General features: G+C 62.6%; 25 protein-coding genes. 13 read left to right on the top strand and 12 right to left on the bottom strand.

What is annotated here, in order from left to right; translation table 11 throughout:
- Positions 1 to 70: 70 nt before the first annotated feature.
- The 3 genes from recQ to CO664_RS04615 all read right to left on the bottom strand — a co-directional run bounded on the left by recQ (position 71) and on the right by CO664_RS04615 (position 4734).
- A complete protein-coding gene (recQ, locus tag CO664_RS04625; protein ID WP_097538035.1) occupies positions 71 to 1939 on the bottom strand; it encodes a DNA helicase RecQ in 1869 nt (622 codons plus the stop codon).
- Positions 1940 to 2176: 237 nt separating this feature from the next.
- Entirely contained in the window at positions 2177 to 4141 is a 1965-nt protein-coding gene (dnaG, locus tag CO664_RS04620) for a DNA primase (RefSeq protein WP_097538034.1), read from the bottom strand.
- Between the two features lie 143 nt (positions 4142 to 4284).
- The gene (locus CO664_RS04615; RefSeq protein ID WP_097525261.1) at positions 4285 to 4734 is read right to left on the bottom strand and encodes a GatB/YqeY domain-containing protein; all 450 of its coding nucleotides are present in this window, start codon (positions 4732 to 4734) and stop codon (positions 4285 to 4287) included.
- Between the two features lie 328 nt (positions 4735 to 5062).
- Between CO664_RS04615 and carA the strand changes: the two genes are divergently transcribed.
- Entirely contained in the window at positions 5063 to 6268 is a 1206-nt protein-coding gene (gene carA / locus CO664_RS04610) for a glutamine-hydrolyzing carbamoyl-phosphate synthase small subunit (RefSeq protein ID WP_097538033.1), read from the top strand.
- Between the two features lie 47 nt (positions 6269 to 6315).
- Here carA and CO664_RS04605 read toward each other — a convergent pair whose 3' ends face one another.
- Positions 6316 to 7206, bottom strand: a complete 891-nt coding sequence (locus CO664_RS04605; RefSeq protein ID WP_097538586.1) for a LysR substrate-binding domain-containing protein — start codon at positions 7204 to 7206, stop codon at positions 6316 to 6318.
- Positions 7207 to 7320: 114 nt separating this feature from the next.
- Here CO664_RS04605 and CO664_RS04600 point away from each other — a divergent pair, with 114 nt between their 5' ends.
- Complete coding sequence (locus CO664_RS04600; RefSeq protein ID WP_037415091.1) at positions 7321 to 8082, top strand: SDR family oxidoreductase; 762 nt, start codon at positions 7321 to 7323, stop codon at positions 8080 to 8082.
- Positions 8083 to 8451: 369 nt separating this feature from the next.
- On the opposite strand, the gene CO664_RS04590 is transcribed toward CO664_RS04600, so the two are convergent.
- Positions 8452 to 9654, bottom strand: coding sequence for a pyridoxal phosphate-dependent aminotransferase (locus CO664_RS04590; RefSeq protein WP_097538032.1), 1203 nt, complete (start codon positions 9652 to 9654; stop codon positions 8452 to 8454).
- A 395-nt stretch (positions 9655 to 10049) separates the two neighbouring features.
- Here CO664_RS04590 and CO664_RS04585 point away from each other — a divergent pair, with 395 nt between their 5' ends.
- From CO664_RS04585 to CO664_RS04575, 3 genes are all read left to right on the top strand, one after another.
- The gene (locus tag CO664_RS04585) at positions 10050 to 10385 is read left to right on the top strand and encodes a hypothetical protein (protein WP_097538031.1); all 336 of its coding nucleotides are present in this window, start codon (positions 10050 to 10052) and stop codon (positions 10383 to 10385) included.
- On the top strand, positions 10375 to 10614 hold the full coding sequence (locus tag CO664_RS04580) for a hypothetical protein (RefSeq protein WP_097525257.1): 240 nt from the start codon (positions 10375 to 10377) through the stop codon (positions 10612 to 10614). Before CO664_RS04585 ends, CO664_RS04580 begins: the two co-directional genes overlap by 11 nt.
- A gap of 133 nt (positions 10615 to 10747) precedes the next feature.
- Complete coding sequence (locus CO664_RS04575; protein WP_097538030.1) at positions 10748 to 11932, top strand: PQQ-dependent sugar dehydrogenase; 1185 nt, start codon at positions 10748 to 10750, stop codon at positions 11930 to 11932.
- Positions 11933 to 11940: 8 nt separating this feature from the next.
- Here the strand turns inward: CO664_RS04575 and CO664_RS04570 are convergent, their stop codons facing one another.
- Positions 11941 to 12405: a hypothetical protein gene (locus CO664_RS04570; RefSeq protein WP_037415077.1), complete on the bottom strand. Its 465-nt coding sequence runs from the start codon at positions 12403 to 12405 to the stop codon at positions 11941 to 11943.
- A 130-nt stretch (positions 12406 to 12535) separates the two neighbouring features.
- Here CO664_RS04570 and CO664_RS04565 point away from each other — a divergent pair, with 130 nt between their 5' ends.
- The 3 genes from CO664_RS04565 (at position 12536) to CO664_RS04555 (ending at position 14870) form a co-directional block, all read left to right on the top strand.
- Complete coding sequence (locus CO664_RS04565; protein ID WP_097538029.1) at positions 12536 to 13438, top strand: DMT family transporter; 903 nt, start codon at positions 12536 to 12538, stop codon at positions 13436 to 13438.
- Positions 13439 to 14090: 652 nt separating this feature from the next.
- The gene (locus tag CO664_RS04560) at positions 14091 to 14306 is read left to right on the top strand and encodes a cold-shock protein (protein ID WP_037415073.1); all 216 of its coding nucleotides are present in this window, start codon (positions 14091 to 14093) and stop codon (positions 14304 to 14306) included.
- A gap of 150 nt (positions 14307 to 14456) precedes the next feature.
- Positions 14457 to 14870, top strand: a complete 414-nt coding sequence (locus CO664_RS04555) for a BA14K family protein (protein WP_037415071.1) — start codon at positions 14457 to 14459, stop codon at positions 14868 to 14870.
- A 179-nt stretch (positions 14871 to 15049) separates the two neighbouring features.
- Here CO664_RS04555 and CO664_RS04550 read toward each other — a convergent pair whose 3' ends face one another.
- Positions 15050 to 15691: an MBL fold metallo-hydrolase gene (locus CO664_RS04550; protein WP_037415069.1), complete on the bottom strand. Its 642-nt coding sequence runs from the start codon at positions 15689 to 15691 to the stop codon at positions 15050 to 15052.
- Between the two features lie 87 nt (positions 15692 to 15778).
- A complete protein-coding gene (locus tag CO664_RS30550) occupies positions 15779 to 15940 on the bottom strand; it encodes a hypothetical protein (RefSeq protein WP_097525254.1) in 162 nt (53 codons plus the stop codon).
- A gap of 216 nt (positions 15941 to 16156) precedes the next feature.
- Here CO664_RS30550 and CO664_RS04540 point away from each other — a divergent pair, with 216 nt between their 5' ends.
- The 4 genes from CO664_RS04540 to CO664_RS04525 all read left to right on the top strand — a co-directional run bounded on the left by CO664_RS04540 (position 16157) and on the right by CO664_RS04525 (position 19946).
- Positions 16157 to 16780: a DUF1236 domain-containing protein gene (locus tag CO664_RS04540; RefSeq protein ID WP_037415067.1), complete on the top strand. Its 624-nt coding sequence runs from the start codon at positions 16157 to 16159 to the stop codon at positions 16778 to 16780.
- Positions 16781 to 17110: 330 nt separating this feature from the next.
- Positions 17111 to 17593, top strand: coding sequence for a MarR family transcriptional regulator (locus tag CO664_RS04535; RefSeq protein WP_037415064.1), 483 nt, complete (start codon positions 17111 to 17113; stop codon positions 17591 to 17593).
- A gap of 200 nt (positions 17594 to 17793) precedes the next feature.
- Positions 17794 to 18495, top strand: coding sequence for a response regulator transcription factor (locus CO664_RS04530; protein ID WP_097538028.1), 702 nt, complete (start codon positions 17794 to 17796; stop codon positions 18493 to 18495).
- 71 nt (positions 18496 to 18566) lie between these two features.
- Positions 18567 to 19946, top strand: a complete 1380-nt coding sequence (locus CO664_RS04525; protein WP_037415061.1) for an ATP-binding protein — start codon at positions 18567 to 18569, stop codon at positions 19944 to 19946.
- A gap of 155 nt (positions 19947 to 20101) precedes the next feature.
- Here the strand turns inward: CO664_RS04525 and CO664_RS04520 are convergent, their stop codons facing one another.
- From CO664_RS04520 to CO664_RS04505, 4 genes are all read right to left on the bottom strand, one after another.
- Positions 20102 to 20443: a tRNA-binding protein gene (locus CO664_RS04520; protein WP_097538027.1), complete on the bottom strand. Its 342-nt coding sequence runs from the start codon at positions 20441 to 20443 to the stop codon at positions 20102 to 20104.
- Positions 20444 to 20473: 30 nt separating this feature from the next.
- Positions 20474 to 21292, bottom strand: coding sequence for a pyrroline-5-carboxylate reductase (gene proC, locus CO664_RS04515; protein ID WP_037415054.1), 819 nt, complete (start codon positions 21290 to 21292; stop codon positions 20474 to 20476).
- Position 21293: 1 nt separating this feature from the next.
- Entirely contained in the window at positions 21294 to 21794 is a 501-nt protein-coding gene (locus CO664_RS04510) for a YbjN domain-containing protein (RefSeq protein WP_037415051.1), read from the bottom strand.
- 428 nt (positions 21795 to 22222) lie between these two features.
- A complete protein-coding gene (locus CO664_RS04505; RefSeq protein WP_037415293.1) occupies positions 22223 to 22507 on the bottom strand; it encodes an accessory factor UbiK family protein in 285 nt (94 codons plus the stop codon).
- Positions 22508 to 22690: 183 nt separating this feature from the next.
- Between CO664_RS04505 and lgt the strand changes: the two genes are divergently transcribed.
- Positions 22691 to 23536 (top strand): prolipoprotein diacylglyceryl transferase, encoded by an 846-nt coding sequence (gene lgt / locus CO664_RS04500; RefSeq protein ID WP_097538026.1) that lies wholly within the window; start codon positions 22691 to 22693, stop codon positions 23534 to 23536.
- Positions 23537 to 23541 lie beyond the last annotated feature (5 nt).

The raw sequence follows: 23541 nt of genomic DNA, 5'->3' as shown, positions 1-23541 counted from the left end.
ATTCCTGTGACAAGCACAGGAATGAGGGAATGCAAGTTGACGCCCCCGCGACCTTGTGGACCTGCCCTTCTCAGCCCCCCTCCTCGAATGCATCGATCACCGCCAGGAAAGCCTCGCCATATCTCTCCCGCTTGCTCTCGCCGATGCCGGGAATGCCGATGAGATCGTCAAAGTCGCGCGGACGCTGCTTGGCGAGCGCGATCAAGGTCGTGTCCGGGAAGACCACATAGGGCGGGACGTTCAATTCCATGGCGATCGAAAACCGCTCGGCCCGCAGCTTCTCGAAAAGCGCGAGATCGGAGCCGGCAAGATCCGAACGCTCGCGGGCCGAGGCCGATTTCTGCCCGCGTGCCGCCTTGCCGGAACTCGGCCGATCCTTGCGGAAGAGCACCTGCCGCTCGCGCTTGAACACCGCCCGCGCTTCCGGCTCGAGTTTCAGGGCGCCGTAGGCAGCGTGGTCGACTGTGATCAACCCCATTGCGAGCAATTGCCGCAAAACCGATTGCCAGGTTCGCGCCGGCAGGTCCTTGCCGGCGCCGAAGACCGGCATGTCGACATGGCCGAAGCGCTCGGTCTTCTCGTTGACGGCCCCGATCAAAACATCGATGACATGGCCGGTGCCGAACCGCTCGCCGGTCCGGTAGACGGCGGCGAGTGCCTTGATCGCCGCCTCCGTACCATCCCAGGTCTCGACCGGCTTCAGGCAGGTGTCGCAGTGGCCGCAACGGCCGGGATGCGCCTCGCCGAAATGCGCGAGGATCGCCTGCCGCCGGCAGCCTGCCGTCTCGCAGATCGCCAGCAGGGAATTGAGCTTTGACCGTTCGATGCGCTTGATCTCGTCCGGCGCGCCGCCCTCGTCGATCATGCGCCGGCGCTGGATGACGTCGGCCATGCCATAGGCCATCCACACTTCCGACGGCAATCCGTCGCGACCGGCCCTGCCAGTCTCCTGATAGTAGGCCTCGACCGAACCGGGCAGGTCGAGATGCGCGACATAACGGACATCCGGCTTGTCGATCCCCATGCCGAAGGCGACTGTCGCCACCAGGCAGAGGTTCTCCTCCTTCAGGAAGGCGTCCTGATGCCGATCGCGCAAGGCGCGGTCCATTCCGGCGTGATAGGGGAGAGCGCGGATGCCCTGTCCGTTCAGCCATTCGGCCGTGTCCTCGACCTTGGCGCGCGACAGGCAATAGACGATGCCGCTCGAATCCTTGAAGCGCGACAGGAAGCGCAAGAGCTGCTGGCGCGGCTGGTCGCGCTCGACGATCTCGTAGGCGATGTTCGGCCGGTCGAAGCTGGAGGAAAACACCCGCGCGCCGCGAAGCGCCAGCCGCTCGATGATGTCGTCGCGCGTGTGCGGGTCGGCGGTGGCCGTCAGAGCAATGCGCGGCACGCCCGGGAAACGCGAGGCAAGACAATCGAGGCCGCGATATTCGGGCCGGAAATCGTGACCCCATTGCGAGACGCAGTGCGCCTCGTCGATCGCAAAGAGGGCGATGTCCATGTCGCCGATCATTTCGGCGAAACCGTCGGTGACCGCGCGCTCCGGCGTGACGTAGAGCAGGTCGAGCGTATCCGCCGAGAGAGCCCGGCGGACGGCGATCGCCTCGTCGCGGCTGAGCGAGGAGTTGAGCGCCGCAGCGCGAATGCCGGCCTGCTTCAGCGCCTCCACCTGGTCGCGCATCAACGCGATCAGCGGCGAGACGACGATGCCGACGCCCTTGCGGCAAAGCGCCGGGATCTGGAAGCAGAGCGACTTGCCAGCGCCGGTCGGGAACAGCACCACAGCATCGCCACCCGCCACGACGTGCTCGACGACGGCCTGCTGCTGACCGCGGAAGGCGGAATAGCCGTAGACGCGCTTGAGGACATCGAGGGGATTGCGGGCGCCGTCGTTTCCGAAGAGGAGGATGGTGGAGGCGTCGTCATTGTATGGCATGAAATCGCTTTCGTCGGCGGGCAGTATGCGGCTCACGAAAATCGGACGCGAAGGCGGGTAGAGAGATGCCCCTCACCCTGCCCTCTCCCCGCAGGCGGGGCGAGGTTGCGTCGCATCTGAGGCTCGTGTCGTGCACCAACTGCAAGGACGTTTGCTGAGCTGGCGCGGCATTCCCTTCTCCCCGCCTGCAGGGAAAGGGTCGCGGCAGCGAGATCAGGGGCCGCCAGAAGCAGGGCATCACCGCGCCGCCGGCCCCTTGACCCGTCCGGAAAGCACTCCGAAGCCTTCGATGATCGCTTCCTGGTTCTCCAGCCGGGTGACTTCCAACTGAACCTCCTGAAGCGTCCGCAACAGCTGCGGCACGACCTCGAGATCCCCTTCTTCCGTGGCATGCGCCAATTCCCTTTCGAGCTCGCGGCGCTGCCAATTGAGCGCCTTGGTGCGCTTGTGCAGCGCCAGGGCCTGCAGGTAACCCTCGCGCGCATCTTCTGGCGCAGCCGCCGTCGTCGCGGTCCATAGCCGCGCATAGCGAATCTGCTGGTCGAGCGCGCTGATCAACGGGGCAAAACCTTCAGCCTCCAATTGCTCGACCAGCCCTTCCCGCGTCAGCCGCGGGCCGTTTGCCGCCGCGGCGTTCAGAACCGCTGCCCAGCAACGCTGCAGCTCACGATGATCGAACTCGATCGTCGAGATCTCGTCATATTCGTCGAAAAGCAGTTGCGGGTGGTTGACGATCGTCAGCGCAAGGACGCTCTCGCGCAGCATCGGCGCCGCCTGCTGACCGCTGACCAGCGACGAGCGCGCCAGCCGGTCGGAAATCGAGGTCGGGCCGGCAGCGTTGCGCGCACCGCCATAGTTTCGCGGACCGCCGCGCTCGAACGGCCGCCGCTCGCCCCTGAACGGCGCGCTCACCTGCAGAAAGGCGTTCAGCCGGTCGCGCATGTCCTGGCCGTAGTGGCGGCGCACGCTCTCGTCGGCGATGACGGAGGTCACCTGCCTCAGCCGGGCCTCAAGCTCGGCGCGCTTTTCCGGCGTATCGAAGCCGCCGCCCTGCACCTCGCGCATCCAAACCATCTCGGCGAGCGAACGGGCATTGGCAAGCACCTTGTCGAAAGGCTCTCGCCCATCGTGACGGACGAGGTCGTCCGGGTCCTTACCGTCCGGCAGCATGGCGAAGCGCACCGAACGGCCGGGCTTCAGATGCGGCAGCGCCAGGTCGACGGCACGGTTGGCCGCGCGGATGCCGGCCCCGTCGCCGTCGAAGCAAAGCACCGGCTGGGGCGTCATCTTCCAGAGGAGATCGAGCTGGTTCTCGGTCAGCGCCGTGCCGAGCGGCGCCACGGCATTTTCGATGCCTGCCTGATGCAGCGCGATCACGTCCATATAGCCTTCGACGGCGACGATCGTGCCCGCGCCGTCGGCGCCCTGGGAAGCGCGCCGGGCGCGCGCGAAATTGAAGAGCACATTGCCCTTGTGGAAGAGCTCGGTCTCGTTGGAGTTCAGATATTTGGCGGGCGCATCGGCAGACATCGCCCGGCCGCCGAAGGCGATCACCTTTTCGCGCGCCGAGAGGATCGGAAACATGATCCGGTCGCGAAAGCGGTCGTACGAGACCGGAACGTCCGGCCCATAGACGACGAGGCCGCAGGCCTCGATCTGCTCCTTGCCGACCCCCTTGCCGGCGAGAAATTCCTTCAACGCATTTCGGCTATCCGGCGCATAGCCGAGCCGGAAGGTCTCGATCGTGCGGCCGGTGAGGCCCCGTTCGCGCAGATAGGCGCGCGCCTTGGCGCCGGACGCGGTCTGAAGCTGGTCCTGAAAGAACTGCGTCGCCAGTTCCATGACGTCGAGCAGGCTCGTGCGCTCCTTCTCCCGCCGCTCGGCCTGCGGATCGGGCTGCGGCATGGGAACACCCGCCATATCGGCGATCTGCTGAACCGCTTCGGGAAAGCTCAGGCCCTCGAGGTCGGTCAGAAAGCGAAAATGGTCGCCGGAGACATTGCAGCCGAAACAATGGTAGCGGCCCTTGCGGTCCTCGCAGTGGAAGCTCGGCGACTTTTCGCCGTGGAAGGGGCAGCAGGCCCAGTAGTCGCCGCGCGACACATTGGTCTTGCGCCGGTCCCAGGTGACGCGCTTGCCGACCACGTCCGAAATCGGAACGCGGTCGCGGATCTCGTCAAGGAAGGACGGTGAAAAGCGCATGGATACCTCTGGCCAGCTTCCATATAAGCGGCCTGGCCGGAGGAAGCCACCGTTCCTCTCGGTCTTGCCCGCTTTTCACAGGCGGCCATCAAAAGAGGCGGGAAACTGAGGCGCCGCCGGAGATCAGGCGCCGGCGCAGCGGCTTACTTCAACAGCTCCTTGACGATGCTGGAAGCCTTGGCGAAATCCATCTGGCCGGGATAGCGCTCCTTCAAAGCATTCATCACCTTGCCCATGTCGCGCAGGCCCTGAGCGCCGAGTTCCGCGATGACTGCGGCGCAAAGCTCGTTCACCTTCTCCTCGGAGAACTGCTCGGGTAAAAATCCGTTGATGATGGTGATTTCCTGCCGCTCCTGCTCGGCGAGCTCCGGGCGGCCGCCCTCGTCGTAGATGCGGGCCGATTCCTCGCGCTGCTTGATCATCTTGGCGAGGATCTGCATGATCTCGTCATCGCCGGCCTGGTCCTTGCCCTGGCCGCGATTGGCGATGTCGCGGTCCTTGATCGCCGCCTGGATCAGCCGAACGGTCGAAGTCCGCCGGGTATCCTTGGCTTTCAGCGCTTCCTTCAGGGCGTTTGCGAATTGCTCGCGCATCTCTTTCTCCATGCAGAAACGGCCCCGCGTCGACGGCGCCGGACGACTGCTATTGCCTCGTTATGGTCGTTCTCTTAAACCACGGCGGCAGCCACAATCAAACCCTTCGCGCAATCGGTTGAATTTTTAAGGGACTTTATTTCCGGACAATTCACGGGCGCCCGGTTGACCCGGCTAAAGCCTTTGTCTATTTTCCGGCACCTGCACGAACATCGGCATGAACCTCTTTCTCGCGGGGCTTCCGCGCGCCATGCCGCATGCAATTTTGAAATGGGGCTGAACCGACCGGCTTTAAAGCCGCGCCTTCCGCCGCAACGGGATAGGAACGATGACCGCGACACCCGCATGGACAACCCAGAAACCCACTGCCCTGCTCGTTCTGGCCGACGGCACGGTGATCGAAGGCAAGGGCATCGGCGCGACCGGCAAGGTTCAGGCCGAGGTCTGTTTCAACACGGCGCTGACGGGGTATCAGGAAATCCTCACGGACCCCTCCTATCTCGGCCAGATCGTCACCTTCACCTTCCCGCATATCGGCAATATCGGTGCCAATGACGAGGACATCGAGGACCTGACCCCCGCCGCCCGCCACGGCGCCGTCGGGGTGATCTTCAAGGCCGACATCACCGATCCTTCAAACTATCGCGCCGCCAAGCACCTCGACGCGTGGTTGAAGGCACGCGGCGTCATCGGGCTCTGCGGCATCGATACCCGGGCGCTGACCGCCTGGATCCGCGAAAACGGCATGCCGAACGCCGTGATCGCCCATGATCCGGCCGGCGTTTTCGACGTCGAGACGCTGAAGGCGGAAGCCAAAGCCTGGAGCGGCCTCGAGGGGCTCGACCTTGCGAAGGTCGCGACCTCCGGCCAGTCCTACCGCTGGAACGAGAAGCCCTGGGTTTGGAACGACGGCTACTCCTCGCTCGGCGAGACCGAAGCCGCCTATCATGTCGTCGCCCTCGACTATGGCGTGAAGCGCAACATTCTGCGCCTCTTCGCCGGTCTTGATTGCCGCGTCACGGTCGTCCCGGCCGACACAAGCGCCGAGGAAGTACTGGCGCTCAAGCCGGACGGCATTTTCCTGTCGAACGGCCCGGGCGACCCGGCCGCCACCGGCGAATATGCCGTGCCGGTGATCAAGAGCCTGCTGCAGAGCGACATCCCTGTCTTCGGCATCTGCCTCGGTCACCAGATGCTGGCGCTGGCGCTCGGCGCGAAAACCGAGAAGATGCATCAGGGCCACCACGGCGCCAACCATCCGGTCAAGGACCACACGACCGGTAAGGTCGAGATCGTCTCGATGAACCACGGCTTCGCGGTCGATTCCAAGTCGCTGCCGGAAGGTGTTGAAGAGACTCACGTTTCGCTCTTCGACGGCACCAATTGCGGCCTGCGCTTGAGCGGCAAGCCGGTCTTCTCCGTCCAGCACCACCCGGAAGCCTCCCCGGGCCCGCAGGACAGCCACTATCTCTTCCGCCGGTTCCTCAACCTGATCCGTGAGAAGAAGGGAGAACCGGCGCTCGCCGAACGCTAGAAAGCCGAAGAGAACGAATGAAGGCCCGCGTACGCGGGCCTTTTACTTCAGCCGTCGCCGAGCCGCTCCGCTATGAAGTCGATCGTCGCACGCACCGAAGGCAATTGGCCGCGACGATGTGGCATCAGGATCGTCGTCGTCACCTTGCCTGCAGTCCACTCCGGGAGGATGTGGACGAGTGCACCGCTTGCAATTTCCTCCTGACAGAGCGTGCCAGGCAGCGCGGTTATCCCAAGTCCTGCCAGCGCTGCCGCCAGCAGGACCCGGGATTCGTCCGCCACAAAGCGCGGATTGAGTGAGATCTGCACGCTCGTGCCGTCTTGGTGCTCGACCGTCCAGCCCTGCGAGGTAAGTGACGTCATCAGCCCATCGTGCTCCTGCAACGCCTCTGCTCGTGCAGGCACTCCGCGCTCTTGCAAATAAGCAGGCGCGGCGACGAGAAGTTTGCTCTGTGAGCCGACGCGACGCTGCACGAGACCAGAGTCCGGCAGGGGCGCGAAATGATCCCGCACCGCCATATCGAAGCCTTCCTGGACGATATCGACGAAGCGGTCAGTCGCGTGCAGGACGACGCGAAGCTTGGGATAGGCGAGAGCGAGTTCGGGCAATAGCGGGGCTAGCGAAAGCTGCGCCGTCGGAACGGAGGCCGTGATCCTGACAGCGCCGCTCGGTTCGGCAAGCCTGCCTTTGACGACATTTTCCGCCGCTTCGGCCTCCACCAGCATCGCCGCCGCGTGGCGGTAGAAATCTTCCCCCGTTTCAGTCACCGCGAACCGGCGCGAGGTCCGGTTTATGAGGCGGACGCCGAGGTTCTTCTCGAGCACCGCCACCCGCTTGCTGAGCGTCGATTTCGGCACGTTGAGCGCACGCGCCGCCGGCGCAAAACCTCCGTGGTCCACGACGTGGACAAAGAAAGTGAAGTCATTGAGATTCGCCATGGCCGTCATTGTCTGCAATTGTGGACGATATGTCCACGACCAGCCGTCTACCACAAGACCGTCCACGAATGCATCTCTTTCTCATCATTCAATCGAACCGAAGAGGAAGACATAATGGCGATTTATCAGGGTAAGAAGGCGATCGTGGTCGGCGGCACCCACGGTATGGGGCTGGCAACGGTCAGGCGGCTCGTCAATGGCGGCGCTGAAGTGCTCCTGACCGGACGCAACGAGGAGAATGTCGCCAAAGTCAGAGAGGAGTTCGGTCCGCGCGCGCACGCCGTGCGCTCGGATATCGCCGATCTCAGCGATATCGCGGTCCTTGGCGCCTCCGCCGGCCAGAAGCTCGGGGCCATCGACCTCCTCCACGTCAATGCCGGCATTTCCGAGCTTGAGCCCTTCGATCAGGTCAGCGAAGCCTCCTACGATCGCCAGTTCGCGGTCAACACCAAGGGCGCCTTCTTCACCGTCCAGCGGCTGGCGCCGCTGATCCGCGAGGGCGGCTCGATCGTCTTCACCTCCTCGGTTGCAGACGAGGGTGGGCATCCGGGCATGAGCGTCTACAGCGCCACCAAGGCCGCACTCGTCTCCTTCGCCTCGGTGCTGGCGGCAGAGCTCCTGCCGCGCCGCATCCGGGTCAACACGGTGAGTCCCGGCTTCGTCGACACGCCGACCAAGGGTGCAGCCGGCCTTACCGATGCGGAACGCGCCGAGTTCAAAGCGCTGGGCGATGCTATCACGCCGATGAAGCGCAACGGCACTGCCGACGAGGTGGCCCGCGCCGTGCTGTTCCTCGCCTTCGAGGCCACCTTCACAACGGGGGCAAAGCTCGCCGTCGACGGCGGCCTCGGGCAGAAGCTCTCAACGGCCGGTTGAAGCGAAACAGGAAAGGAAAAAGCATCACCAGGATTTTCGATCGACAGCGGTCAGCACCACCGCAACGTCGTCTCCGACACGGCAATGCAGACCATCCCGTTGACACTATAGTCCGTGGGAGCCGCGAGCAGGACCTCGCCCCGGACTTCATCGATGCCATGCGAAGGCTTGCCACCATGCGAGTCGACAGAGGCCAAAGCGGCGCCGCATCTCCGGCGTGATCGAACTGATCCGAAGGCGGAATGAATCGAATTTCAAAGAGATAGGACTGCCGCCTGAGATGGGTTGTCCGGTCGTTGAATCGAAATCTGAGCACGAAAAAGCCCGCCGCGTCCGGCGGGCTTGATGTTTGTTGCTCTGTCCGGGGCTTTACTTGCAAGCGGCGCAGAAACGCTGGATGCGCCGGCAAGCCTCTTCCAGCAGCGCCTCGGAGGTCGCATAGGAGATGCGGAAGTTCGGGCCGAGGCCGAAGGCCGAACCATGCACCACCGCCACGCCTTCGACCTCGAGGAGCTCGGAGACGAAGTCCTCGTCGGTCTCGATGACCTTACCCGACGGGGCGGTCTTGCCGATGAGACCGGCGCAGGACGGATAGACGTAGAAGGCGCCTTCCGGCGTCGGGCAGGAAATGCCCTTCGCCTGGTTCAGCATCGACACGACGAGGTCGCGGCGGCCCTGGAAGATTTCCTTGTTGCGCGGAATGAAATCCTGCGAGCCGTTCAGCGCTTCGACGGCTGCCCATTGCGCGATCGAGGTGGCGCCCGAGGTCTGCTGGCCCTGGATCATGTCCATCGCCTTGATCAGCGGCAAGGGTCCGGCGGCATAGCCGATGCGCCAGCCGGTCATCGCATAGGCCTTGGAGACGCCGTTCATCGTCAGGGTGCGGTCGTAGAGGCCGGGCTCGACCTCGACCGGCGTCGCGAACTTGAAGTCACCATAAGTCAGGTGCTCGTACATGTCGTCCGTCAGCACCCAGACATGCGGATGTTTCATCAGCACATCCGTCAGCGCCTTCAGTTCGCCATGCGAATAGGCAGCGCCCGACGGGTTCGAGGGCGAGTTGAAGACGAACCACTTGGTCTTGGGCGTGATCGACTTGTCGAGATCCTCGGCCTTGAGCTTGAAGTTGTTTTCCTGGGCCGTCGCGACGAAGACCGGCGTGCCGCCGCAAAGCGCCACCATCTCCGGATAGGAGACCCAGTAGGGAGCCGGGATCACGACTTCGTCGCCTGGGTTGAGCGTCGCCATGAAGGCGTTGAAAAGAATCTGCTTTCCGCCGGTGCCGACGATCGTCTGGGCGGCGGTGTAGTCGAGGTTGTTCTCGCGCTTGAATTTCTTGGCGATCGCCTCGCGCAGTTCCGGAATGCCCGAAACCGGCGTGTACTTCGTCTCGCCGCGGTTGATCGCATCGATCGCCGCCTTCTTGATGTTGTCCGGCGTGTCGAAATCCGGCTCCCCTGCTCCGAGGCCGATGACGTCGCGGCCTTTCGCCTTCAATTCGCGGGCTTTCTGCGAAACGGCAATGGTGGCGGAGGGCTTTACACGAGAAAGGGCATCAGCAAGGAAGGCCATGGTGTGAGGTCCTGATCGTTTCGAAACGGGCGTGAGACGCTACGGAACGGAAGACCGGGCTCCATAGCGGTTAGGTCTATGTCGAAAGACGCCCGGTCTTGCAAGCGTTCGGCTGAGAAAAACGGCAGCCAAGGTCCGCAAAATGCGTCACCATGACAAAGTTTCATCAAGGCGATCACGAGACGCAATGAATGGCGGTCCATCCGGAACCTCTGGCGGCCGCAGTGTCGCCGACCCTCCCTGACCCGGAAAACCGGCCATCGTCGCGCGTTTTCACCCAGCCCACATTTCGCCACAATAACTGTCGCAGAGCGCCGCAATTCCGTCCTTCAAGAGCCGAGATCCGGGCGTCATCTCCATGAGATGCGAACGCATTGGCAGCGCGGGGGTGTGCTATGTTTCTCGATGAAGAAATCGCTTCGACGCGAACCGGACGCAACGAGGCGCGTTGGGGATTTTATCTGGCGCTCGCGGCTCTCGCGGTCTGCATGGTAATGATCTTCGGCCTCGTGGTTGAAACGTCGGCCCAGGCGGCCCCGGTCGAGCCCGGACACCAATCGGCAATGCCCGTCGTCGCCGAACCCGCCCCCGCGGCGGTTCTGGGCGGCGAGCGGCAGATTGCCGTCGGCGCAACGCTGCTTGCCGCCGCGCTCACGGCCGGCACCGCTTTCGTCGTCAGCAACCGGATCGCCGCCTTAAGCAGGGCGAGAAGCAGGCGCCATGGCCGATAACGAAGACGATCTGCCCGAGCAACGCACCGGCTTCCTTGCCCGGCTGTCGGCGATCGAGACGATCATCGTCGCGATCATCGCCATGATTGCCCTTGCCGGCCTGATGCTGATCGGCAAGGGCTTTTACATGAAAGCGACCGCCGAGCTTTTTGACTTGGAAAGGCAGATGGCAAACCAGTCCTTGATTGGCACCAGCCGGTCGCTGCAGCCCTTTTTCGAGAGCTTGTAAAGGGGTCGCTGCAGCGCGCACGTCCGATAAAGCCGTTTTGATCGGATTTGACTTGAAGCTAAGGCGACTGGGCACCAGTTTCTCTCCTGACCTGTAATGGCGGTCATGCAGGAGCTTGGGAGCGTCGAATTGCATGTGGCACTGGGCAAAAATCAAACCGAGCGAAATCCCCGTGACGCTCCTTTCGGCCGCCCTGCCTGTGGCCGCGGCTCTGTTCCTTTCCGCCGCTCTGCCTGCCGCTGCACAAGAGGCCCGGGAATTCCAGACACAGACGGGGACCGTCCTTGTCGAGACACTCGCGCACGGCCTCCAGCATCCCTGGGCGGTCGAAGTCCTGCCCGATGGGGCGCTTATCGTCACCGAGCGGCCGGGCCGGCTCCGCATCCTGCGCGACGGCAAGCTCTCGTCCGCGGTCGAAGGCCTTCCTGATGTCGCCGAACATGGCCAGGGAGGCCTGCTCGACGTCGCGCTCGACCCGCAATTTTCCGCCAACCGCACCCTTTACCTCACTTTCGCGGCCCGAGGCGACGGCGGTTATGGCACCGCTCTGGCGCGAGCGACGCTCTCCGACGACGAGCGAAGGCTGACGGACGTCAAGGAGATCTTTCGGATGAACCGGTTCACGCGGGCTGGCCAGCATTTCGGCTCCCGCATCGCCATCGACCGCGGCGGCAGCCTGTTCTTCGGCATCGGCGACCGCGGCGATGGCGAGCGGGCTCAGGACCCGCGCGACCATGCCGGCGCCATCCTGCACATCAACGCCGATGGCTCCGTCCCCTCCTCCAACCCCTATCGCGGCGGTACCGAGGGCCTGCCGGAGATCTGGTCGAAGGGCCACCGCAATCCCCAGGGCCTCACCTTCGATACGGCCGACGGCAAGCTCTTGACCGTCGAGCACGGGGCGCGCGGCGGCGATGAAGTGAACAACCCGCAGCCGGGCAAGAACTATGGCTGGCCGGTGATCACCTACGGTAAAGACTATTCCGGCGCAGAAATCGGCGAAGGTACCGCCAAGGAAGGCTTGGAGCAGCCGCTTTACTACTGGGATCCTTCGATCGCCCCCGGCGCGCTCGCGGTCTATCGCGGCACCATGTTTCCGGAATGGAACGGCGACCTGCTGGTCGCGGCGCTGAAATACCAGTTGCTGGCCCGGCTCGAGCGCGACGACACCGGGGCGATCACGTCCGAGGAGCGGCTGTTCGACGGCGAGTTCGGCCGCATCCGCGATGTGATCGTCGCGCCGGACGGCGCCCTGCTGATGGTGACCGACGAGCAGAATGGCGCGGTCCTCAGGGTCTCGAAGGCCCCGACCCAATGAGGCGCGCTTCAGAGCGAGGCCCTGATCTCCTTTCGGAACATAAACTTCAGCCCCGACCACACCGCGTCCACGGCGCAGACCTTCACGTCGACGAGGCCGAGCGGCAGGAAGATGTCCCGAAGCGCATCCTCGGTCAACGTCGTCGCAACGCCTGAGGCGCGCTTGGGCCAGGATACCCAAAGCATGCCGTCTGGCTTTAGCCGGCGAGCCAGGGCAGTCGCCCGTGCTTCGAGTCCCGCCCTCTCCGTATCGAAGCTGTGAATGTAATCGAACCGGCGCGAGACCGTCCCCTCAATCGAGGTGACGAGATGGGCAAACCCGGGAAAAGCGGCAATCTCCTGCAGATGCTCAGGCACATAGAGAAGCAGCGCCGCCTGCCCGCCGCGCAGGCCGAGCTTCTTTTGAAGCGGCGTGCCCGAATAGCCCGCCGCGTTCATATGCGTTTCAATCCGTTCGGCATCGTCGCGTCGCATCGTCGTCGTGCCAGCTCTGGGCGTCGAGGATGAGACTTGCGCCAGGAAAACGCAACTGATAGAGCGGCGGCGCAATCAAGAGGCGAAGTTGCCTTTATTGCTTTCCGCCAGTCTCGCCCGGGAGCCCTCCGTGACTCGCATCCAGGCCAACCTTTTCCTGTTGCTGTCCGGCGCGATCTGGGGCGCAGGATTCGTAGCCCAGTCTACCGCGATGCAGGCGATCGGACCGCTCTCGTTCATCGGCTTGCGTTTCGCAATTGCCACCCTGGTGGCCTTGCCCCTGGCACTGGTCGAGGCCCGACGCGCCACGGCGCCGCTGCCGCATGCGGCCATGCGCAACTTCATCCTTGTCGGGCTGGCGCTGTTCGGCGGAGCGGTGACGCAACAATACGGGCTGCTCACAACCACCGTCACCAATTCCGGCTTCTTGACCGGCCTCTACGTCATCTTCGTGCCTGTCCTGACGGTCGTCTTCCTGCGCCGACGGCCGCACTGGATCATCTGGCCGGCGGCGCTGATGGCGAGTTTCGGCATTTTTCTCTTGAGCGGCGGCACCCTGTCGGGACTGAACCGCGGAGATCTGCTGACCATCGTCTGTGCCTTCTTCTGGGCGATTCAAGTTTTGCTGATCGGCGTCTTCGCCGCAGCCACCGGGCGGCCGATGCTGCTGTCGATGACGCAATTTGCCGTATGTGCCGTTTCAGGAATCCTGCTCGCCGCCGCCTTCGAGCCCTTGAGTCTCGATCGCATCGCGGCCGCCCTGCCGCAGATTCTCTATGCGGGTGTGTTTTCGAGCGGCATCGCCTTCATTTGCCAGGTGGTCGGCCAGCGCTATACGTCGGCACCGCAAGCGGCGATCTTCCTGTCCAGCGAAGCGCTTTTCGCGGCGCTTTTCGGCGTGCTGCTGCTGGACGAGGTCATCACCCCGAGCGGCTATCTCGGCTGTATCGTCATCTTCGCGGCGATGCTCGTCGTCGAACTCGTGCCGGAATTGGCGAAGCGGCGCCGCCGGGCGGCAGGGGCCGCCGCTTAGACCAGCAAGATTTAGCTACATTGGGAGCCAAGCTGGACTTACTATATTACTTATTACTGTACACAACCGCTCTACTTTGCCCCAAAATGAATCAGCATGCGGTGGAGCCGAGCAACGGCCAAAGTTCTTTGCATTTTTTCTGCAAGATTATTCGTCGGCCGGCCCGAGCGTCGGCTCTCCTTGAAGGATGAGCCTTATCAGAGGGTTGCGACTCCCATGACGAACTGCCCAACATAGAGGCATGCTTGCAAGCGACATGATATGGCGCAAAAAATCCACTGCCTGCAACGGCCCATCAAAAAGCTGTGGATTCAACGGCTTGCAGCGCCTCCCGAATATCTTCCGCCGCCGGTCGAATTGATCTGTTTTTGAGCAATGAGAAGACTCAATACCTCGCCGGAAAAGTTTTGCTTGCCAATTCAAAATAAACTGATCACTCTTACTGTGTTCGGGCAATTTGCGAACGCGGGAAGATCTTGAAATAAATGCGAGCCGGAGACGCAAGCCACTCCGGGCGGTGAATCTGGGCCCACCAGGTCCGTCGCGATAACAGGACCCTTTCCTCAATTGTCGAGAACTGCCTGCCCCACGCCCTTCTGGGCAAAACTGTAATGCCACCCTTCGACCGGGTGGAGAGAAAAGGACCTGACGCATGGCCGAAACTGGCACTGTTAAATTCTTCAACACCGACAAAGGCTTTGGCTTCATCAAGCCGGAAAATGGTGGTGCAGATATCTTCGTACATATTTCAGCCGTACAGGCCTCGGGCCTGAGCGGTCTGAGCGAGAACCAGAAAGTCTCCTTCGATACCGAGCCGGATCGCCGCGGCAAGGGACCGAAGGCGGTCAACCTGCAGATCGTCGGCTAACGCCGCGCTCTGTCAATAATTGCATTTGTAGCCCGGCATTTTTGCCGGGTTTTTTCGTTCAGGCTCCGTTCAGTTTGGGCTATATACAGTCTTGCTCATCATGAAAGCCGGGCCTTCAGTCCGGTTCCTCCATGCACAGGATTGAAGCCCATGAACAAGTTCCTCAAAGCAACCGTTCTCTCGCTCGCCGCGGCCGCCATGGTCCTCCCAACGTTCGGCACGGCCCAGGCAGGCGACGATCACGATGATGCGTGGGCAGCAGGGGCAGTGGGTCTGGTGACAGGCACGCTTATCGGAACCGCGATCGGTTCACAGCCCCGCTACAGCGAACCGGTTTATATCGATCCGGAGCCGGAATATTACGAGCCGCGTCCGGTTTACCAGCCCCGCCCCGTCTACCGGGCCCGCCCGGTCTATCGTCAGGTTGTCGTCGACAGCTACGATCTTGAGCCCTGGACTCCGGCTTGGTACCGCTATTGCTCGCAGCGCTACCGCTCCTTCGATCCGGAGAGCGGCACCTTCGTCGGTTACGACGGCCGCAGCCATTTCTGCACGGCCGGCTGATCAGAGCGTCGCCCAATTTTAGACGAGAACCCCGTGCCTCATACGAGTCACGGGGTTTTCTAGCGCATCGGCCCCAAAATCGGAATCGATTTTCGGAAAGCACGATATGTAGATTCAGAGTGTTACAGCGTCCTTTGCGCGTCTGAAAAGACGCGCGGCGCTGTAAGCCTGTAATCCGATCAGAGCCCGCGCAGATATGGGTTGCTACGGCGCTCCTCGCCGATCCGGCCGCCCGGTCCGTGGCCGCAGATGAAACCGACGTCATCGCCGAGCGGCAGGATCTTGTCGCGGATGGAATCGAGAAGTTGTTGATGGTCGCCGCCGGGCAGGTCGGTGCGGCCGATCGAGCCGTGGAACAGCACGTCGCCGACATGGGCGAAGCTCTGCGCACGGTTGAAGTAGACGACATGGCCGGGCGCATGGCCGGGGACGTGCAGCACTTCGAAGACGTGATTGCCGAAGGAGACCGTGTCCCCGTCTTCCAGCCATTGGTCCGGCAGGACGTTCTGCACCTTCATCGCCAGGCCGAAACGCTCCGCCTGGCCCTCCAGCCGTTCGAGCAGCGGCCGGTCGTCCTTGTGCGGACCGATGATCTTGAGCTCCAGCGCCTCCTTCAATTCCTTGGCGCCGCCGGCATGATCGATATGACCGTGTGTGAGCCAGATCGCCTGCAGCTCGATGCCGTTTTCGCGGATCGTCTGCAGGATGACGTCGACGTCGCCACCGGGATCGACAATCACGCCTTCCTTCGTCTCGCTGTCGAACAGCACCGTGCAGTTCTGCTGAAAATGCGTAACCGGGATGATGCCCGCCTGTAACATGCCGACCGTGCCTCGTTCTTCCTTAGCTGTGGGCGGTGTCGCCGCCAGGTCACCTATAGCGGGATATGAGGCCGGAGACAGCGCAAATCAGCGAAGCGCGACAATTTCCGTTCTGTTCGACTCGGTCGGCAATTGCACGGTTGTGAGCAACAGAATGGATACGGCAAGTTTCGCCGCCACGACAACAAAGACCAGCGGACGCAGCCGCTGTGCAGTGAGTTCGGCCTCGTCGATGGTCTCATGCTGCATGGTCCGGACTCCCGGTGAGAACGCCCTTGGTCAGAAGGCGTGACTTCGTCCAACCTTCAGCGGGCGCGGCGATCTCTCAGTCGAAGCGCTCCACCGTCGGCCGAAGCAACGCTCGGCGGCAGCAATATGTTTCATGTTCACATTTCCTGATGTCACGCCGGGAACATCCGAGGCGTACGGGGCGTTTGGCCCGCATCATAGAAGAGGAGCAAGACAATGAAGACCCTCTCCCCCCACCTGTTGAAAGCGGTCGCGGCAGCGGGTTTGATCCTCGCTGCGGGCGTCTCCGCCGCCGCTGCGGCAATGAGTGCGACGGCAGTGACCGATCTCAACGTACGCGCCGGCCCCGGCCCGCAATATCCGGTCGTTGGCCTGGCGGCGCGCGGCAGCACGACCGTGCTCGAGGGCTGCATCGAAGGCAGCCTGTGGTGCCGGGTCAATGTCGGCGGCGTCAGCGGCTGGGCCTATGCCAAATATCTCGCAATGGCCCAGAGCGGCTCGACGGTGGTAATTTCCGAGCGGCGCGCTGAACTCGGCGTCCCGGTCGTGACCTACGAGGCGACCGGCAGCACGGTGGCCACCCCGGCCGAACCGCTTGAGTTGATCGGGCCGGTCGAAGAGGTCGATGCCATCACCCCGCCTCCGGCAGTAGGCACCTACATCACTTCCAACCCGGTGGACCCGGTCTATCTCGATGGCGAGGTGGTTCTCGGCGCGACGCTGCCGAGCACCGTGGCCGTCCGGCCGATCCCGGAGTACAACTACGAATACGTGATGGTAAACGGGCAGCCTGTGCTTGTTGAACCCTCGACACGTCGGATAGTCTACATCTATCGCTGACGTTCAATCGTAGTGGACGTGATTAAGTCGCAGCGCGTCGTGAACGCGCTGCGACGCATTTCCGTGTCAGTCTCCCGCCGAGCCTCAACAATCTCCCAACCTCACGGTGCGCATCGACCTATTCTGCCGCAGACGGTTCGACTCGCCGGTAGAATTGTGTCAACAAAGCTGACACTTCTTTCTATTATGTCGCTAGTGGACGTTTTCTTAAATCCCAGTCGATTTAAGGATTAAGAGCATGCAGCCTTCAAAGTGCCACAGCGAGCTTTGCGCGTCCTATAAGACGCACGGCGCTGGAGGTGCAATCTGCCGGGAAAGGAAAGTGACCGCGTGGCCGGCCAAACTAGGGACAACAGCCAGTACATGACAGATGTCACCCGCAAGGAGGAAGACACGATCGATTTTGAGATTATCGAGCTGCTGTTTTTCGCCTATCGCGACTTCACCGGCGATCCGGACGCCATTCTCGAAAAGAGCGGTTTCGGGCGCGCCCACCACCGCGTCGTGCACTTCGTCAATCGAGAGCCGGGCATGACCGTGGCCGATCTTCTCGACACGTTGAAGATCACCAAGCAGAGCCTTGCCCGTGTCCTCAAGCAACTGATCGACTCAGGCTATATTCGTCAGGTGGCCGGTCCGGAGGACAGGCGCCAACGCATGCTCTATACGACGAAAGAGGGCCAGGCACTGGCGCGAGCACTCGCCGAGCCACAGTCCCGCCGCATAGCGGATGCATTGGCGAAGACGGGTCCCGGCGCGCGGGAAATCGTCAAGCGGTTTCTCGTCAACATGAAGAACAGCGCCGCGGACTGATACCGGGGCTCCGCCTAGGATTTTATTAGGATTAACGGATAAACCCCTGGAATCAGGGAATGGGGCGACCGCGGCGCATCTGCTTCAATGCGCGGTCACTCAAATTCGGGAGGAGGACGCGGCTGTGATCCGGTTCGGTTCGATCGCAGTCGCGCACCGCAGGGGAAATAAGGCTCTGCCGAGAAAAGGGTTTGCCAAGCATGATTGCCAAAGCGAAAGTGGCCGATGACGCGGCGCACCTTCTGATTGTGGATGACGACCGACGCATTCGCGACCTGCTGAACCGCTTTCTGGTGGAACAGGGGTTTCGCGTGACAACGGCGGCCGATGCCGGCGAAGCGAGGCGAAAGCTCATCGGGCTCGATTTCGATCTCCTGATCATCGACGTGATGATGCCCGGCGAAAGCGGCATCTCGCTGACCCAGAGCTTGAGACACATCAAGACCGTACCGATCATCATGCTGACGGCACTGGCAGAAGCGAATTCCCGCATCGAAGGTCTTGAGGCGGGCGCCGACGACTATTTGCCGAAACCCTTCGAGCCGCGTGAGCTCGTGCTCAGGATCAATAACATATTGCGTCGGAACCAGCCCACACAGGCGCCGAAGGTCGATCAGGTCATCTTCGGCCCCTATACGTTTTCGGTGGTGCGCAAGGAGCTTCGCCGCGGCGCCGAGCACATCCGGCTGACCGACCGCGAACAGGAGATCATGACCCTGTTTTCGCAACGCGCCGGCGAAACCATTCCACGCCACGAATTGATCGGCGACGACGCCGAGGTCGGCGAACGGACAATCGACGTGCAGATCAACCGGCTGAGGCGCAAAATCGAGGACGATCCCTCCAATCCCGTCTGGCTGCAGACGGTGCGCGGCATCGGCTATCGTTTGAGTGTGGACTAGTCTAGGTTCAAGACGAGCGCGATGCCACACCTGTTCAACAAAGGACCGCTTCGGCAACGACTGAGACGACGATGGTAAGCCTCGACAGCCTCAGGCGCACAAGATCGAACAGCGCCGACAGCGCCTGGAAGCGCCTCATCCGCTGGCTGCGTCGCCGCCTGCCGATGGGTCTCTACGCCCGCTCGCTGCTCATTGTCGTGATTCCCATGGTGTTGCTGCAGTCGGTCGTCGCCTTCGTCTTCATGGAGCGGCACTGGCAGCTCGTCACGCAGCGTCTCTCGGCCGCGGTCACCAACGACATCGCGGCTATCGTCGACCTGATCACGACCTTCCCGCAGGACGGCGACATAGATCGGATCGTCCGGATCGCCCGCGACGAGCTCGACCTCAACATCGCCGTCGAGCCGGGCGGAGAACTGCCGCCACCCCGGCCCAAACCCTTCTTCGAGATCCTCGACCAGATCCTCAGCGAGGAGATTTCGAACCAGATCCGCCTTCCCTTCTGGATCGATACGGTCGGCAACTCGAAGATCGTCGAGATCCGCATCAAGCTCGAAGACGGCCGTATCCTCCGTGTCTATGCGCGGCGCAACCAGGCCTATGCGTCGAACACCCATATCTTTCTCGTCTGGATGGTCGGCGCGTCGCTCGTCCTGCTGGCGATCGCAATCCTGTTCCTGCGTGGACAAATCCGCCCGATCCTGGCGCTCGCCAATGCCGCCGAAAGTTTCGGCAAGGGACAGAAGATCGATGACTTCGCCCCACGCGGCGCCGAAGAGATTCGCCGCGCCGGCCTGGCCTTCATCCTGATGCGCGAACGCATCGAACGCCAGATCGAACAGCGCACCGCGATGCTGACCGGTGTCAGTCACGATCTGCGCACCATCCTGACGCGCTTCAAGCTGCAACTGGCGCTCGCCGGCGACACTCCGGACCCCAGCCTCAACCAGGACGTCGAGGACATGCAGAACATGCTGGAAGGCTATCTCGCCTTTGCCCGCGGCGAGGCGGAGGAAGACGTCGGCGAGTTGAAGCTCAGCGACCTGATGGCGCGGCTCTTGGCAGAGGCCGAGCTTTACGGCAAGACCCTGACCACCTCGATCGAGGGAGAGGACAACATTCGCGTCCGGCCGAACGCCTTCACGCGTCTCGTCGCCAACCTGGTATCGAACGCCTACCGCTATGCCGACACGGTTCGGATCGACGCCCGCCATACCGCCAAATGGCTGACGATCACCATCGACGATGACGGTCCCGGCATTCCGGAGCCCTCGCGCGAGGATGTCTTCAAGCCGTTCTTCCGCCTGGACGAGGCGCGCAATCTCGACAGTTCCGGCACCGGCCTTGGCCTCGCCATTGCGCGCGACATCGCCCGAAGCCATGGCGGCAACGTCACCCTCGGCGACAGCCCGCTTGGAGGGCTGCGCGCCACAGTGCGCGTCCCGACGTGAACCCTCCCGGAGCCGCTAAAATTAGCGCGAATAGTCTACACTGCCGCGCGTCTTATCAGACGCGCAAAGGTCGCTGTAACACTTTGAATTGCTGTAGGTCAGACCGCGCCGTTCGTTGAAACGGCGCCAAGGTCTATCTCAAACGCCATGCCTCGTCACATCAGCTTTCTGCCGTTTGGAACGGGCTTGTCGGTCGCGGCCAGCACGATCGCGCCCTCTTCGTCTGCAAAGCCGAGCGTCAGGACCTCGGAGCGGACGGGCCCGATCTGGCGCGGGGGGAAATTGACTACGCCCAGCACCTGCCGGCCGACGAGATCTTCCGGCTTGTAGTGCACGGTGATCTGTGCAGACGACCTTTTTATGCCGATCTCGGCACCGAAATCGATTCTGAGCTTGTAGGCGGGCTTGCGCGCCTCGGGAAAGACCTCGGCCTCGATGATCGTGCCGACGCGGATATCCACGCGCTCGAAATCGGAAAATTCAATGAGGTCCGCCATCAAAATACCTTTGGAAATCCGGCCGGCCGCTTAACCGGCCAGTTCTTCGGCGCGCTTGCGCGCTGCCGCGATGGCCTTGTCGAAAAGCGGCTGCATGCCGTCGTCCGCCATCAGGACGGCGAGTGCGGCGGCGGTCGTGCCGCCCGGCGACGTGACGTTCTGGCGAAGGCGTGCGGCGTCGTCGGGGGACTGATGTAGGAGTTCACCAGCCCCCGCGACGGTTTCCCGAGCGAGCCGCATGGCAAGGTCCGCCTGGAGGCCGAGCTTACGCCCAGCCTCCGCCATGCACTCGACGAGATAGAAGACGTAGGCCGGTCCGCTGCCGGAAACCGCAGTCACTGTATCGATGTCGGCTTCGCTGGCAACCCATTCGACCGGCCCGCTGACCTTCAGGAGATCATGAACCAGCCCGCGTTGCTTTTCGGTCACGCGGGCATTGGCGAAAGCGCCCGTGACGCCGCGACCTATCATGGCCGGCGTGTTCGGCATCGCCCGCACGGTCGCCGCTTCGCCGAGATGGCGCTCGATGAAAGCGAGCGTCTTGCCGGCCGCGACGGAGACGATCACTGTGCCGGATCCGACGAGCCCCTTCAGCGGCGGGAGTGCCGCTTCCATGACTTGCGGCTTGACGGCGAGAAAGATCACACTTGCCTTGACGCCCTGCGGGACGGCGGCCGCATGAGCCACGCCGTTTTCGGCGATGAGTTTTTGCATGGCCGGGGGTGGGCCCGGATCGACGACGAGAACATCGCCGCCGCTGACACCGCTCTTGATCCAGCCGCCGAGCATGGCGCCGCCCATGTTGCCGGCGCCGACCAGGACGATGGGACCGGAAACGGCGATGCTCATCTCATGCCTCCCCAACAGTCGCGAACAGGACAGTATCGACGGCGCGCTGCGCGTCCATCCCGGACCAGACGACGAATTGGAACGCCTGGAAATAGGTTTCGCAGGCGTCGAGCGCGCTCGACAAAAGCACTTCCACCTGCCGGTTTGTCGGCTCGGCGCCGCCGGCAAGCAACAGAGATTGCCGGAAGATGATGACCTCTTCTTGGCGCCAGAGATCGAAATGTCCCATCAGGACCTGGCCGTTGATCTGGGAGAGCAGGCGGATCACCTCGTTGACGCGGCTATCCGGAACCTTGATGTCGAAGGCGCAGGCAAGATGCAGCGCCTCGAACTCCTCCATCCAGGAAAAGGAAACGTGATAGTCCGCCCACCGGCCCTCGACCGTCATGGCGATCTCGTCCTCGCCCGACCGCTCGAAGGACCAGTCATTGTTGGCGGCGACGAACTCGATCATATCGACCGGGTTGGACTGGCGCTCGACTTCCATTTCCAAAAGGCTCATGCATCACCCTAAAGGCACGGCGCAAGGCGCGCGAGGTCACGTTCACAAGACGCAACGCTGCAAACCCGACACCGGATACCGACACACTCTGATTGCTGGACCTGCGGTTATCCTGGCTTACTTACCCTGCCCGGAGCTTGCGTGGCCCGTTTCGAATCATCATTTAAAATCAGTGTATAACGGCAGAGTCACCCTGCCAGCCCCTGAGCCGAAAAATTGCAGGGAAGACCTCCCGTCGCGTTAGGATTTCGATTCAGCGGGGATGCTTAAACGACTCTGCGATAAGGGTTTTTTGGCAGTGTCCACAGGTGGAAAACTTTTCAGCTTTCATTAACCCTGAAGCTGACGCAGCGACTGCCGCGTAAAAAGGTGACTCGGCTGCGGAGAAGCAGCTCAAAGGCGGCATCCAATCGTATGCTGGCCGGAAATTACTTGCCGGTGGTGATGTCGCCGACCGGTTCTGTCGCGGCAAGGCGCGCTTCGAGCGCTGCGATCCGGGCGAGCAGGGCGTCGTTTTCGTCGCGCGCCCTGGCAGCCATCTCCTTGACGGCCTCGAACTCCTCGCGCTTCACCACGTCGAGCGAATTCAGCCAGCCTTCGGCCTGGGCGCGAAAGGCCGTCTCGACCTCCCGCCGTACGCCCTGGGCCGCACCGGCAGCATCCGTCATCAATCTCGCAAGATCATCGAGAATGCGGTTGGCCCCTGTGCTCATCGTATTCGTCTCCATTTCGCTCGCGCCCCATGGGCGAGCCCTGTCATTTTCAGGTAGGGTCGCGCGCACGAGGATGCAAGGAAAATCAGAGCCTGCGACGGGAAGAACGGGAGAGCCGCTTGACCCCGCCTGCTTCGATCGCCATGTTCCGCCCAACCGATAGGCCCGGCATGAGAGAAGACCTTGGAAACACTTGCTACCCGCCTCGCCATTCTCCCCTTTCCCGAAATTGATCCCGTCATCTTCACGATCGGGCCCCTCGCCGTCCACTGGTATGGGCTGGCCTATGTCGCCGGGATCCTGCTCGGCTGGTTCTATGCCCGACGCCTGGTCCAGAATGCCCCGCTCTGGCGCAACGATACCGCCCCTCTCACTCTGGCGCAGCTTGATGATTTCCTGCTCTGGGCAGCCGGCGGCATCGTGCTTGGCGGGCGCCTTGGCTACATTCTCTTCTACGATCTCGGCTCGGTGCTGCAGGACCCGATTCGGGCCGTCGAAATCTGGAACGGCGGCATGTCCTTCCATGGCGGTCTTCTGGGCACGACGCTGGCGATGATCGTGTTTGCCCGTAGGAACGCCATTCCCGTCTGGAGCCTGTTCGACGTCGTCGCCGCCGTCGTGCCGATCGGCCTTCTCTTCGGCCGCATTGCCAATTTCATCAACGGCGAGCTCTGGGGCCGGCTTTCGTCCATGCCGTGGGCGGTCGTCTTCCCGACCGGAGGGCCGTTCCCGCGCCACCCGAGCCAACTTTACGAGGCTCTTCTCGAGGGCGTCCTGCTTCTCGTCGCCCTCGCCTATTTCGTCTATCGCAGCAAAGCCCTGAAGACGCCCGGCTTCGTCACCGGCGCCTTTGCCTGCGGTTACGCCTTAAGCCGCATTTTCGTCGAATTCTTCCGCGAACCGGACGCGCAGATCGGCTATCTTGCCGGCGGCTGGCTGACCATGGGCATGGTGCTCTCGCTGCCGCTGGCTCTCGCCGGGATCTGGGCGATGGCGCGGGCGCGCAGGGCGGCAACCGCAGCCGCATAACTGGA

The sequence above is a fragment of the Sinorhizobium sp. NG07B genome, assembly GCF_002532005.1.
GTDB lineage: Bacteria > Pseudomonadota > Alphaproteobacteria > Rhizobiales > Rhizobiaceae > Sinorhizobium > Sinorhizobium fredii_C.
This window is presented reverse-complemented; position numbering and strand designations above follow the sequence as displayed.

Coding starts and splice junctions, on each gene's coding strand:
- CO664_RS04530 (WP_097538028.1), top strand. CDS start 17,794: ATGATTGCCAAAGCGAAAGTGGCCGATGACGCGGCGCACCTTCTGATT.
- CO664_RS04525 (WP_037415061.1), top strand. CDS start 18,567: ATGGTAAGCCTCGACAGCCTCAGGCGCACAAGATCGAACAGCGCCGAC.
- CO664_RS04590 (WP_097538032.1), bottom strand. CDS start 9,654: ATGGCCTTCCTTGCTGATGCCCTTTCTCGTGTAAAGCCCTCCGCCACC.
- CO664_RS04520 (WP_097538027.1), bottom strand. CDS start 20,443: ATGGCGGACCTCATTGAATTTTCCGATTTCGAGCGCGTGGATATCCGC.
- CO664_RS04570 (WP_037415077.1), bottom strand. CDS start 12,405: ATGCGACGCGACGATGCCGAACGGATTGAAACGCATATGAACGCGGCG.
- dnaG (WP_097538034.1), bottom strand. CDS start 4,141: ATGCGCTTTTCACCGTCCTTCCTTGACGAGATCCGCGACCGCGTTCCG.
- CO664_RS04605 (WP_097538586.1), bottom strand. CDS start 7,206: ATGGCGAATCTCAATGACTTCACTTTCTTTGTCCACGTCGTGGACCAC.
- CO664_RS04555 (WP_037415071.1), top strand. CDS start 14,457: ATGAACAAGTTCCTCAAAGCAACCGTTCTCTCGCTCGCCGCGGCCGCC.
- proC (WP_037415054.1), bottom strand. CDS start 21,292: ATGAGCATCGCCGTTTCCGGTCCCATCGTCCTGGTCGGCGCCGGCAAC.
- recQ (WP_097538035.1), bottom strand. CDS start 1,939: ATGCCATACAATGACGACGCCTCCACCATCCTCCTCTTCGGAAACGAC.
- CO664_RS04510 (WP_037415051.1), bottom strand. CDS start 21,794: ATGAGCCTTTTGGAAATGGAAGTCGAGCGCCAGTCCAACCCGGTCGAT.
- CO664_RS04550 (WP_037415069.1), bottom strand. CDS start 15,691: ATGTTACAGGCGGGCATCATCCCGGTTACGCATTTTCAGCAGAACTGC.
- CO664_RS04585 (WP_097538031.1), top strand. CDS start 10,050: ATGTTTCTCGATGAAGAAATCGCTTCGACGCGAACCGGACGCAACGAG.
- CO664_RS04560 (WP_037415073.1), top strand. CDS start 14,091: ATGGCCGAAACTGGCACTGTTAAATTCTTCAACACCGACAAAGGCTTT.
- CO664_RS04600 (WP_037415091.1), top strand. CDS start 7,321: ATGGCGATTTATCAGGGTAAGAAGGCGATCGTGGTCGGCGGCACCCAC.
- CO664_RS04505 (WP_037415293.1), bottom strand. CDS start 22,507: ATGAGCACAGGGGCCAACCGCATTCTCGATGATCTTGCGAGATTGATG.
- CO664_RS04615 (WP_097525261.1), bottom strand. CDS start 4,734: ATGCGCGAGCAATTCGCAAACGCCCTGAAGGAAGCGCTGAAAGCCAAG.
- CO664_RS04580 (WP_097525257.1), top strand. CDS start 10,375: ATGGCCGATAACGAAGACGATCTGCCCGAGCAACGCACCGGCTTCCTT.
- CO664_RS04540 (WP_037415067.1), top strand. CDS start 16,157: ATGAAGACCCTCTCCCCCCACCTGTTGAAAGCGGTCGCGGCAGCGGGT.
- CO664_RS30550 (WP_097525254.1), bottom strand. CDS start 15,940: ATGCAGCATGAGACCATCGACGAGGCCGAACTCACTGCACAGCGGCTG.
- CO664_RS04575 (WP_097538030.1), top strand. CDS start 10,748: ATGTGGCACTGGGCAAAAATCAAACCGAGCGAAATCCCCGTGACGCTC.
- carA (WP_097538033.1), top strand. CDS start 5,063: ATGACCGCGACACCCGCATGGACAACCCAGAAACCCACTGCCCTGCTC.